The sequence below is a fragment of the Bacillus nitratireducens genome (genome assembly GCF_036320425.1).
Taxonomy (GTDB): Bacteria; Bacillota; Bacilli; order Bacillales; family Bacillaceae_G; genus Bacillus_A; species Bacillus_A nitratireducens.
In genome coordinates, this window is the sequence record NZ_JAUMJO010000001.1 from 619,597 (window position 1) to 634,774 (window position 15,178).

The 15,178-nt window shown below is 37.7% G+C and carries 1 protein-coding gene; it reads left to right on the plus strand.

Features of this window, described 5'->3' with window-relative positions; genetic code table 11:
* The first annotated feature begins 118 nt into the window (after window positions 1-118).
* Window positions 119-15,151 (plus strand): DUF7507 domain-containing protein, encoded by a 15,033-nt coding sequence (locus Q3V31_RS03300; protein ID WP_329762327.1) that lies wholly within the window; start codon window positions 119-121, stop codon window positions 15,149-15,151.
* Window positions 15,152-15,178: the final 27 nt, after the last annotated feature.

The window sequence follows — 15,178 nt, forward strand, 5'->3', positions numbered from 1 at the left end:
CATCCCCTTATCTAGACATTTAAATCATTATTATCAAATCAACTCGTACATGTTTCCCTTTATTTGTCACACACATATCCTATTTTGACCAAGACTATATTGTAAATGAGGTGACAACATGCCCATTACGAATCGATTTTCTACCACCACTAACGGCGCACTCGCTATTACAGGAAACACACTAGGTTTAAGTAAAATTAGCAATCTAAACCGTGCTGGTACAATCGGGGCAATTGGTGCATTCGTAACTACGAATACCGCTTTACAAGTACCTACTTTTCCTACTGGTACAACATTAAACTATACACAAAATAGTTCTACCGCTCTTTTAAATATCCCTGCTGGTAGTACTATTCTTTACGCAGAACTCGTTTGGGGTGGAAACTATTTATCTCGGGATCAAAACATTACGAGTGTATTAGGAAACCCCGTTTCTTTTACAACACCTGTGTCAACATACTCAATTACCCCTTCGGCTGTTACAGCTTCAAATCAAACTTTCGTTTCTGGATCTGTCACATTTGGATTTTATACACGTTCAGCAGATGTAACCTCACTCGTTCAAGCTACTGGATCTGGCTCTTATACAACAGGTTCTGTTCCTGGACTTGTAGATCCTTTAGACGCTTCTAATGGAGCCATTAATTCTGCAGGATGGACGCTTATTGTCGCTTATCAAAACGGTTCCTTACCCGCAAGAAATTTAACAATTTACGTAGCTGGTAACCGTGTTTCTGTAGAAACCGGTAGTGCAGATGTATCTGTCTCAGGGTTTTTAACACCTGCCGGGGGACCTGTAAGCGGGAGATTATTTTTAAGTTCTACTGAAGGGGATGCTGATTTAACTGGGGATCAAGCTTTATTTGGACCAAATTTCAGTTCATTAAATGCATTATCTGGGCCAAATAATGCTGTTAATAATTTCTTCGGTTCTCAAATTAATAATGCTGCAGGGAACTTAGATACAACTGGTACATTTGGAACGCGAAACCAGAGTGCCTCTACAGGTACAAATATCTCCGCTGGAAGACAAGGATGGGACATTACTTCCATTGATATTTCTCCTTATTTAACAAACTCCCAAGTATCTGCCGCAATCCGTTTAACTACTAACGGAGATGCATATATGTTAAATACAGTCGGTTTACAAATCAATATAAACTCACCTAATATACAAGCAACTAAAAACGTGAATAAAAGTGTCGCTACAATTGGAGATATTCTAACCTATACAGTTACTGTTCCTAACACCGGGCTTCTTCCTGCAAATAACGTTACTTTTACAGACGTTCTCCCTAACGGTACTTCCTTTATACCTGGGACTGTAACAATAGATAATGTCCCGCAAACAAACGCAAATCCTGCCGCCGGTATATCTCTTGGGACAATTAATAATGGCTCTTCTCGTACAGTAGCTTTCCAAGCGACTGTCGTTTCTCTTCCAAGTCAAAATCCTATCTCTAACACTGCTAATATTACATTTCAATATACACCAATTGCCGGAGGAACGACTTTTAACGGTCTTGCAACAAGTAACTCTGCAGGAACACAAATTAACCTCGCAGATATTAATGGGACAAAATCAGTTAACAAACTTTTTACCGATATTGGCGATACATTAACTTACAGTATTGCCTTGGCTAATATAGGAAATATCGCTGCAACGAACGTTATATATACGGATCCGATTCCTAGCGGGACTACTTTCATTCCAGGGAGCGTAACTGTTAACGGGGTTACTCAAGGGGGAGCAAACCCTGCTAATGGTATATCAATTGGATCTATTGCTGCAAATTCTACTACTACCATTTCATTTCAAGTATTCGTTCCTTCTATCCCCCAAACAAATCCAATATTAAATAGTGGTACAACAACATATCAATACATTCCTGTACCAAATCAGCCGGCAGTAGGTGGGACTGATACGACGAATATTGTCTCCACTCAAGTGAATAATGCTACTGTAACAATGACGAAAGCAGTAGATAAAAACTATGCAGATATTGGCGATACACTGACTTATACCGTTGCCTTTACAGGAACAGGTAATACGAATGCGAACAACGTTATTTTTACAGATATCATTCCTACAGGAACAACTTTTGTCCTCAACAGTTTAACAATAGATGGTACGACACAAGTTGGCGCAAATCCAGCTAACGGTGTGAATATAGGATCCATCCCAACTGGCACAACCAAAAACGTTTCATTTCAAGTAGTAGTTAATACAATACCTGCGTCAAATGTCGTATCTAACGGATCAAGCGCTTCTTATCAGTACACGGTCAACCCTAGCCAATCGCCCGTTACGAAAAACATTTCTTCTAATCTCGTTTCTACTCAAATTAACAATGCGAATTTATCATTAACAAAATCTACAAATAAACAATTCGCCACAATTGGCGAAACTATAAGTTATACAATCCTTATTTCAAACAGTGGAAATACGCCCGCTAATAACGTTCAACTAACAGATCCACTTCCAAATGGAACGATATTGACTCCAGGCACTGTAACGCTAAACGGCGTCTTGCAAAATGTAAATTCTCTCATTGCCTTACCTATCGGCACAATTCCTGGTGGAGCTACTTTCAACTTATCCTTCCAAGTAACAGTCATCAATATTACTGCACAAAATCCTATCATTAATAACGCTTTTGCCTCTTATATTTACACTGTAAACCCAAGCCTGCCACCAAATTCAAAAACAGCAAATTCTAATTCTGTTACATCAACAATTAGACTAGCAGATCTTCATGCCATTAAATCTGTAGATATAACATTTGCGGAAGTTGGAGATGAATTAACTTACACCTTTGCTGTTACAAACGATGGAAACGTTGCAGCGAACAACGTATTACTATCCGATTCCATTGCGAATGGTACTTCCTTTGTACCGAACAGTGTTATAGTTAACGGTGTTACTCAGCCGGGCGCAACACCAGCTAGCGTTAATATTGGTAGCATCAATGCTAATACTACAATTACAGCTTCATTCCGAGTATTAATAACTAGTATTCCAAACCCAAATCCTATCTCAAATAGCGCTTCCATCTCCTATAACTTTATTGTTGATCCAAATGCTTCACCTGTAAGTAAAAATACAACTTCAACTACTACATTTACTCAAGTAAACGATGCAAATGTCATTTCGGCAAAAACAGTGGATCGAGAGTTCGCTACCGTTGGAGATATATTAATTTATACCGTTATTTTAACGAATGCAGGAAGTGTTTCTGCTGATAGTCCAACTTTCGTAGATACAAATCCAGATGGCACTACCTTCATTCCAAACACTTTCCTTATTAACGGTGTACTTCAAAATAATGCAGATCCAAATATAGGTGTTCCGTTACCTGCCATTCCTGCTAACGCCTCACTTATGGTCTCTTATCAAGTAACTGTCACCTCTTTACCAGTCCAAAATCCAACGACAAATTCATCTAGTACACAATATAGTTTTATTCTAAATCCAGGCGATCCGCCAACTATAGAGACATCTTTAAGTAACACTGTAAGTACACAAATTAACTTAGCAAACGTAGTTATTGTCAAACAGGTAGATCTAACTATTGCTGATGTTGGGCAACCAATCACATATACAATTTCCTTAGCTAACCTTGGCAATACTACAGCAAATAATGTTGTTGTTACTGATATACTTCCTGCTGGTACAACTCTCGTACCAAATAGTATTTTTATCGGTGGTGCTTTACAACTAGGCGCAGACCCAAGTACCGGGCTTCAAGTCGGCTCCATTCCTGCAGGTGGTTTTACAACGATTGTTTTTCAAATAAGTGCAAATGGGATACCTTCACCAAATCCAGTTCAAAATAGCGCTTCACTTCAATATAGCTTTATTGCTGATCCAAATTTACCTGCTGTTGTGAAAAACGCTACTAGTAATATAGTAACTACACAAATTAATACTGCTAATATTGTTGCTATGAAACTAACGAGCACAAATTTCGCTGATGTTGGCGATGTCATAACGTATGCAACGATTTTAACGAATAACGGCAATACCCCTGCTTCTAGTGTAACGTTTACAGATATCATTCCAGCTGGTACCATCTTCCTTCCTAATACTGTAACGATTAACGGTGTCCCTATAGCCAACGCAAATCCTGCTAATGGTATTTTTATAGGTACGATAGGAGCGAATTCATCACGAACCGTTGCATTCCAAATTTCCGTACCAACTATCCCTGCTGTAAATCCGATTACGAATCAATCAGGCACAACATTCCAATATACGTATGATCCATCCAAACCAGCTGTCATGCAAATGGTTGCTTCTAACATTGTACAGACAACTATTAATAATGCCTCAATTGCCGCTACAAAATCTGCAGATAAACAGTTTGCTAACGTAAATGAAATTATTACGTACACAACTACTTTAGCGAATAACGGGAACACACTTGCATCAAACGTAGTATTTACAGATGCAATTCCAAGTGGGACGTCATTTATTCCTAATAGTGTAACAGTAAATGGGAATATACTTCCTAATGTAAATCCAGCAAGCGGAATTGCAATTGATCCAATAAATCCGAATACAAATACAATCATCTCGTTCCAAGTACAAGTAAATTCCATCCCGAATCCGAATCCAATCCCTAATCAAAGTAATACAGCATACCAATATGTCGTAAATCCTAACTTACCTCCAACATCCGCCAATGCGTTAAGTAATGTAATAACAACTCAAATTAATAACGCTACGATCGTCGCTACTAAATCAGTGAATACACCGACAGCTGCAATTGGAGATATCGTTACCTATACGATTGCAGTTACGAACACTGGAAATATCCCTGCTAGTGCAAATGTTTTAACGGATGGGCTTGGCGCAGGAGCTTCATTTATCCCAAACTCCGTAACTATCAATAATGTTCCACAACCAGGATTAGATCCATCACTTGGTATTCACTTAGCAGATATTCCACCAGGTAATACTGTATTTATTACTTTTCAAGCACAAATTTTAGCGATACCGCCTAGTGGCACATTAACAAATAACGCCCTTGTAAATTATGAATATACAGTGAATCCAAACCAATCACCTGCTGTTGGTAGTACAATTACAAACACAACGGTTACTCCAATTATTGATGCTACTCTATCTATAAATAAAACTGTCAATTCAACATTCGCTACTATTGGAGATACACTTACTTTCACTTCTAGCATTACTAATTCCGGTAACACTACCGCAAACAATGTTATTTTTACAGATTTAATTCCAGATGGTACAGCGTTTATTCCAAATAGTTTTACAGTAAATGGAACAACCATTCCTAATGCAAATCCACAAAATGGTATCAATATCGGTAACATAAATTCAAATGCATCAGTTATACTCAGCTTTCAAGTAAACATTACAACGATTCCAAATCCTAATCCAATCCCTAATAAATCATCGGTTCAATATAGTTTTATTGTAGATATTAATGAACCACCTGTTTCACGAACAGTTAAATCCAATAAAACTTTTACACAAGTAAATACTGCTTCCGTTATCGCAACAAAAACTGCAAGCAGTGCATTTGCTGCTGTCGGAGATACAATTACGTATACAACTACTCTCACTAATAGCGGAAATACTACCGCAAACACACCTGTTTTTATCGATATATTGCCACCTGAACTTTCATTCGTTCCTGATAGCGTACAAATTAATACCATCCCACAACTCGGATTTAGACCAGATAGCGGAATTTCTTTAGATTCAATTCCAGTTGGAGGAACGACAACCATTAGCTTCCAAGCTATTATCGGTTCAATACCGAATCCAAACCCTACATTGAACCAATCTAGCACAACATACTCTATCATTGTGGATCCTACCCAGCCGCCAGTGACAGAAACAGCTACAAGTAATCCAACTTTAGTGCAAATTAACGAAGCAATTATTCAAGCAACGAAAAGTGTGGATCGTCTATTTTCTGACATCGCGCCTGGAAATTCATTTTTAACGTATACAGTTTTATTAGAAAATGTCGGGAACGCAACCGCTACTAATATCATTTTTACAGATCCGATCCCAAATAATACAGTATTTATAGAAGATAGCGTTCGAGTAGGTGGGGTTTTATTACCTGGAGTAAATCCAGCTAACGGGATACCAATTGGGGATATTATTGCAGGAGATTTTATTAACGTCACCTTCCGCGTGCAAGTAGTTAGCATCCCAAATCCGATTTTCACAATTGGACCTGGGGGGCCAAACTCGCCGGTTGTAAACGGCGCTTCTATTGATTATCAATTTATGACAGGATCTAATTTGCCCCTAGTTTCAAGAAGTACAACATCTAATTCTGTTTCGACACAAATAAATTCTGGGGAAGTTGTGGCAATTAAATCTGCAGATAAAACTTTCGCGACGATCGGCGATACAATTTCTTATACAATTACATTAAGTAACCCTGGAAATGTCACTTCACAAAATATAATTTTCACAGATATTTTACCTGACGGAACAATATTTATTTCCGGGACTCTTACAAGCGATTCTGGTACACAGCAAATTGGAAATCCAGCTAGCGGGATACAGATTGAAAATATAAATCCAGGTGGAACGGCCATTGTTACTCTCAAAGTACTTGTTACAAACATTCCAAGTATAAATCCAATTTCTAATTTTAGTTCTGTACAATTTGCACATGTGGTCGATCCTAGCCAACCTGCCGTATCACAAACGAATGTATCTAATGCAGTTTCAACAACAATTAATAGCGCAATATTAAATACAACAAAAACTGTTGATAAATCTATTATTTCCGTCGGTGATACACTTACGTATACAACGACTATTACGAATACAGGAAATACACCAGCAACGAATATAACATTCACAAGCGCTATTCCAGCTAGCACTACATTCATACCAAATTCAGTTACAGTAAATGGAGTTCAGCAACCTGGTGCGCAACCAGCACTTGGAGTAAATTTACCAAATATCGCACCCGGTGAAACAGTAACTGTTACTTTCCAAGTAAATGTTATTTCTATTCCCCCTTCAAGTTCGATTATGGGTAATGACACAATTTTATATTCTTATACTGTTGATCCAAACGGAACTCCTGCGACAACTTCTACTTCAACAAATATCGTTACAAATCCAGTACTAGATGCTATGTTAACAATGGTAAAATCGGTCGATCAAACGCTTGTAACACTAGGTGATACGATTACCTATACAACAATTTTAACGAATAACGGTAATACAAATGCAACTACTATTACTTTCACTGATCTTATACCAGATGGTACAACGTTTATTACCGATAGCGTTACAATAGATGGCATCACACAAATCGGACTCGATCCTAATACTGGTATAACAATTGGATCAATTGGTCCTAACAGCTCCATCTCTATAGCATTCCAGGTTACCGCTACTTCTACACCCGTCCAAAATCCTATTGCCAATTCCGCGACTGCATCTTACACATTTATCGCTGATCCAAATGCACCGATTGTTTCAAGAAATGCTACTTCAAACACAACGTTTACTACAATTAATACAGCTACCATTCTTTCATCGAAACAAGTTGATAAAGCATTTAGCAGCATCGGAGACACACTCACCTATACTGTCACTTTAACAAACAATGGAAATTCCTCCGCACAAAATGTTATATTCACAGATACTGTGCCAAGCGGAACTACTTTTATTACAAACACATTTTCTATTAATGGAATTCCTCAAAGTGGTGCAAATCCAGTGAACGGTGTAAATATCGGACCTATAACAGCTGGGTCTACAGTAAATGTTTCCTTCCAAGTAAACGTGACCTCATTACCAACTGAAAATCCAATTGTAAATTTCTCATCGACATCGTACCAATTAGTCTCACCGCCTGATGCAGAAACTTCAATTAGTAATCCTGTTTCAACACAAATTAGAGAAGCCATATTATCTATGACGAAAAATGAAAGTGTATCCTTTGTAGATATCGGGCAAACTGCTTTTTACACTACTTCTATTACCAATGTAGGCAATACGGATGCAACTAATATTGTATTCACAGATGTATTACCAAGCGGACTCACATTTGTTCCTAACACATTAACTGTCGATGGCATTTTACAACCTAATGCGGATCCAAATACAGGTGTATTACTTGCAGCACTTCCACCAAATGAAATATATAGTATCGTTTTTCAAGTTACAGTGAACAGCATTCCACCTATTAATCCAGCACCGAATACAACATCCACGACTTATGATTTTACTGTTGATCCTGTTAATCCTCCCGCTTCAAGCACAGCTAATTCTAACACTACGCTTCTCCAAATAAATAACGCAAATATTATAAGTACAAAAACAGCAAATCTTACTTTTGCAGATGTTGGTAATACAATAACATTTACACTTAACCTTCCTAATACGGGGAATGTGGCTGCAACTGATGTTACTGTTATCGATATACTTGATAGCAATTTAAGTTTCGTTCCGAACAGTTTCACAGTTAATGGGCAAACCATTCCAAACGCTGATTTATCTACTGGTGTAAATATCGGTTCAATTAATGGTGGAAACACATCAATTGTCACATTCCAAGCCATCGTTTCAACCCTCCCAATCAACAATCCTATTTCTAATTCGGCCCTTACCACTTACCGTTATATTGTTGATCCAGATCAGCCGTTCATTTCAACTTCTAATCAATCTAATACAACGACAACACAAGTTAATAGCGCTATCCTTACTGCACAAAAAAATTCAAATGTGGAAACAGTAGATATTGGGCAAGATATTGTTTACTCAGTTACGATTACAAATAGCGGCAATGTTAGTGCGACGAATGTTATTTTTACCGACCTAATTCCAGACGGAACTTCCTTTGAACCGAATAGTTTTACACTTAACGGAACTACCATCCCAAATGCAGACCTAATTACAGGCGTTCCAATTGGTGATATCGCGCCAAACCAGTCTGTCATCGTAGCATTTCATATTAATGCCAATGAAATTCCGCCTATAAATCCAATTACCAATCAAGCTAGTGTTAGTTTCCAACATATCGTCAATCCAGCTAATCCTCCTGTTTCAAAAAACATCACTTCAAATAGTGTTACAACAACAATTGAAAGTGCTATTTTAAACACTATTAAAATAGCAGATAAAGCTTTTGCAACGATCGGTGATACGATTACGTATACAACCACTATTACGAATACAGGAAACATCTCTGCTAATAACGTTATTTTCTCAGACCCGATACCATCGTGGACACAATTTGTTGCAGGGTCAGTCATTGTTGATGGCACTTCATTATCATCCGCTTCTATCATTGACGGTGTTGGCATAAATACAATAACTCCAAATCAAATCGTTACAATTATGTTCCAAGTGCAAATCGTAAGCAATCCAACAACTTTCACACCTGAACTCCAAAACTTAGGATTTGTTAACTTCCAATATAACGTAGGAAACACATTACAAGCTCAGCCTGGCAATGTGGAAACGAACGTCTTCGTTACTTCTATTAATTCAGCGATACTTTCAGCTGTAAAAACTACTAATACAGCCTTTGCAAATATCGGAGACACAATCACTTACACTGTCCTTATTCAAAATAGCGGCAATACAACCGCTACGAATTTAAATTTCTCAGATCTTATTCCAGCTGGAACGACCTTTGTTGAAAATAGTTTTGCTGTAAATGGAAGTACTATTCCAGGGGCAAATCCGAATAACGGAGTTAATATCGGAACCGTTAGCGCCAGCAATTCCTTAGCTGTTACCTTCCAAGTTATAGTTACATCTACTCCACCTTCAAACCCAATTACAAACGTTGCATCTATTCAATACGAATTTATTGTTGATCCGGCCTCTCCTCCTGTTACCGGCACAATAACTTCTAATAGTGCTTCCACACAAATTAATAACGCGACTGTTACAACTATTTTAGAAGCAAATCGAACAATCGTATCTATCGGAGATATAATTACGTATACAGCAACATTAACGAATACTGGAAACTTCCCTGCAAATTCTGTATTACTCATTAACGGAGTTCCTGAAGGGGCATTATTTGTTCCCAATAGTGTCACGCTTAACGGGATTTCACTTCCAGATGTAAGTCCAGCTCTCGGTATTCCAGTTGGTATTATCGCACCAGGTGATTCAGCTACTATTACGTTCCAATTTCTTGCTAGTTCTATTCCACCGCAAGGAGTGATTATAAATCAAGCCATTACAAATTACACGTATATTGTCGATCCAAGTCAGCCCCCAGTTACAGCAACATCCTCCTCTAATTCTGTGAGTACAGCTGTAATTGATGCATCATTATCCGCAACTAAAAATACAGATTCTCTCGTACAATCTACTAACGGTACAATCACTTACACAGTAATCATTCAAAATAACGGAAATACAACTGCAAATACAGTTACTTTAACAGATTTGGTCCCAGAAGGAACTGTATTCATTCCTAATAGCGTTACCATTAATGCCGTTTCAGTTCCAGGTGCCGATCCAAACGTAGGAATACCATTAAACTCCATCGCACCGTCAGAAATCGTCACCGTCACATTCCAAGTTATCGTTCAATCCATTCCAAGCGTTAATCCAATTTCTAATACAGCCCGTATTGACTATACTTTTGTCGCCGATCCAACTGCTCCTAGCATCTCTCGAACAATTACATCTAATCCAGCTTTCACGCAAATTTCGGATGCAAATATCCTTTCTTTAAAAGCAGTCAATGCACAACAAGCAACAACTGGCGATATTTTGACCTACACGATTACACTAGAAAACAGTGGAAATATCCCGACAACCAATCTCTCATTTTTAGATTCTACTTCAGATGGTACTACATTCGTAGAAAATAGTTTTACCCTTAACGGAACTACTATACCTGGTGCAAATCCAAATGTAGGCGTTACTTTGCCTGACCTTGCAGCAAACGCTACTCATCTTATTTCGTTCCAAATTCTTATTAACAATTCATTCTCGGAAGATTCTATTCAAAACCAATCTAACACGACATATACAATCCAACCGAATCCTGGGCAACCACCAATTACTGAAACCTCTACAAGTAACATCGTTATTACAAATTTTGTGCAAGCACAATTGACACTCACAAAAACATCCAACCCCATAACTGTAGATATCGGCGGAACTATACTTTATATTTCTGAAGTGAAAAATATCGGCAATGTTGACGCAATAAATATTATTTTTACAGATTCTATTCCAGCTGGGACTACATTTGTGCCCGATAGTGTCACAATTAACGGTGTACTTCAGCCTGGTGCAAATCCAGAAAACGGAATACCAATTGGAACGATTCCACCAAACAGTTCCAAAACGATACTATTTCAAGTGCAAACAAATAATCCACCTACTGAAACCGAAATTGTAAATCAATCATCTGCTAATTACCAATATGTAAGTATCCCTATAGCTCCACCAGTAAATCGCTCTGCAAATTCTAATATCGTTACAACATCACTTCAAAATGCAAATATTATTTCTGTTAAAAGGGCGGATGTAACTTTCGTATCAATCGGGCAAAATATTACCTACACAAATACACTACAAAATATAGGAACCATTCCAGCTAACAATATTGTGTTCATTGATAACATTCCAGAAGGTACTATATTCATTGAAAATAGCTTATCAATAAATAATGTGATTCAGCCTGGTGCGAACCCTGAAAATGGAGTAAATCTCGGCACGATACAACCAAATGAAACAGTCACTATTTCATTCCAAGTACAACTTACAAGTATCCCTTCTGGCAACACAGTCATTAACATTTCAGACACTTCGTATGAATACCAAATTGACCCTAGTTCCCCTACTATTCAGCGTAGATCGTTATCAAATGCAGTAAATACTGAAGTGCGGACGGCAAATGTTAGTGCAATTAAATCCGCTAACAGATCTATTACACGCATCGGTCAAATTATCACATATACAGTCGCAGTCACAAACGCTGGTACAGTACCTATTACAAATGCTCTCCTAATTGACGCAATTGCTGCTGGCACTACATTCGTTCCAAATAGCATCCTTGTAGATGGCATACCAAGACCTGACGAAAATCCAATTACCGGAATTACCCTTGGTGTTATCCTTCCAAATAATACGATTATCGTTACATTCCAAGTAAATGTAGTCTCTATACCTTCACAAAATAATATTAATAATATCGCTGTCATTCACTACGAATATCAACCGGATCCAAGCTCACCACCAATTTCAGAAACGACCTCTTCCAATAGTACAAATATACAATTTATTGATGCTATTCTTATCGCTACAAAATCCGCTAATAAAGTATTAGCTAATATGGATGAAATCATTGAATATACAGTATTAATCCAAAATAACGGATCCACTACAACTAACTCCATCTTTTTTACAGATACTATAGAGGATGGAACAGTATTTATTCCAGGAAGTGTGATAGTTAACAATACTGTACTTCCTGCGGCAGATCCGAATATCGGCTTTTCCATTGCTAATATCGCGTCAGGTCAATCGACAACAATTACATTCCAAGTTTCCGTTACGAATTTACCTGCTGTAAATCCAACACCTAATACTGCAAACATCGTCTACGACTTTATCTTCAATCCTGACTTTGTACCAATTCAAAAATCTACTACTTCCAATACTACTTTCGTTCAAATTAATGATGCTGATATCGTTTCACTTAAAACTGTTGATTTGACTTCTGTAACGATTGGTGACATTTTAACTTATACAACAACTTTAACGAATACAGGGAATACGGATGCTACTGCTGTTGTATTTACAGACAATATCCCTGATGGAACAACCTTTATAGACGGTAGCGTTTTAGTAAATAACATTCCGCAGCTTAACGCGAATCCAAGTACTGGTATACTTGTAGGAACGATTGCCCCTAACATTTCTATCCCAGTCACATTTTCTGTTACCGCCGTAGCTCTTCCAGCTAGCGGTCGTATTCAAAATCAATCGACTTCTCGTTATACAATAAATGGTGAAGAACAAATATCGACTAGTAATATTACCTTCACTGAAGTTATTTCTGCTAATGTAATTGCGACAAAAACAACGCCTATCCAATATGCGGACTTACAAACTATCATCCCTTATACAATTTCAATTATAAATAACGGAAATATACAAGTGGAAAACATTATTGTTACAGATATCATCCCAGCAAATACGAGCTTTATAGAGAGTAGTGTTATTGTGAATGGAAACGCTCGTCCAAATGACAACCCACTTAACGGTATACCAATTGATAACATTCCGCCTAATACGACAGCAACTATTCTATTCCAAGTACGGGTTACTTCCATTCCGCAAACAAATCCAATCTCTAACACGAGTACAATTGAATACCAATACACTGTACCGAATCGACCGCCTATTACCGAAACTATTATTTCATCAGCTGCCGTAACAGCAATTAATCATGCGAATTTGAATAGTAATAAAGCTGTTGACCTTGCATTTGCAACGGTTGGTGATACGTTAACGTATACGATTACATTAAATCAAACTGGTAATGTTGCAGCAAATGATGTAATCATTCAAGATATTATTCCTCAAGGTACTACGTTTATAGAAAATAGCGTCATTGTCAACGGAGAAACTCTTCCGGGAGTTAATCCAGTAAGCGGCATACCAATTGGCACTATAATTGTAGGTGGAAATACTATCGCTTCATTCCAAGTAACTGTAACTTCTATTCCAACACCAAATGAGCTCAACAACAAAGCAATTACTACTTTTAACTATATAGTCAATCCAAATAACTTACCTGTTACAAATACGACTACAACAAATACTGTGACAACAACTGTCCAAAATGATAATGTCGTTGCCATAAAGTCTGTTAATGCCACGAATGCATTACCTAGTCAAACTTTAACGTATACAATTACGATTACGAATAGTGGTAATGTGACTATTGAAGATCTTCTTGCCATAGATACCGCACCAGTAGATACGACCTTCGTTACGGGCAGCGTTACGATTAACGGAATCAATCAACCTAATGAGAATCCTGAAAATGGTATTACGTTAGGAAACCTTGCTCCTAATGCATCTGTTATTATTACGTTCCAAATAACAATATCTTCTTCGAGCCTTCAACCTACAATCAATAACGATGCTTCCGTTTCCTATACTGTTATCATCGATCCAACCGAACCACCTATTACAATTACAAAGCAAACAAATACCGTTACAACAACACTCATTGATCCAATGGTGCGCATTGAGAAAAACGCTGACAGATCTATTGTCGTTACAGGGGATATTATTACATTCACATTAGAGGTATTTAATCATTCCCCAATTCCTACAGTAAGTACTTCCGTTTTAGATATGATTCCGGCTGGTACAACATTTATAGAAAACAGCGTAACAATTAACGGTACTCCGGTTCCAACTGTCCGTCCAGACACTGGTATTAATATCGGCGCTTTACCTGCAGGTTCAGTAGCAACGATAACATTTCAAGTTCTCGTAACTTCTATTCCTTCAAACAGTACAATTATCAATTCTGCAACAGTTACAGTTGCTTTCCAATTGACACCACAAGACCCAATTATTACCTTCATTGTTAATTCGAATATTGTTCGTATACCAGTTCAATTTGTAACTGCAACAGTCACGAAAAACGCTTCCGTTAGCTCAGCTTATTTAAATCAACATTTTGATTATACGGTGCGTATTACAAATACTTCCGAGATTTCACTCTCAAATATTTCCTTACAGGATACCATTCCAGCAGGTTTACAATTTATAAACGGCACTGTCTTTATTAACGGTGAACGCTCTCCACTAGCGAATCCGAATATCGGTTTCCTAGTCGCTACTAATTCGGAACCAAACGAAACAATTATCGTGTTATTCACAGTACAAGTGATAAGTCCACCTGTTAATAATGAATTTAAAAATACGGCCAATATTTCGTTACAACTTCAAGTCTCCCCTACCGACCCACCAATTACAGTAACCGTTACAAGCAACGAAAACATCGTCAACTTTGTTCCAGAAAATCCAGATGAAACACTTCCAAATTTAAATTGTTTCTTTGACGGTGAACGTTTTATACGCATTACTCCTCGGAATATACGAAACTACTTTTGGACTTGGATTTGGTGGCGGTAATCAAAAAAGAAAAAGCTTGTAGTTTGA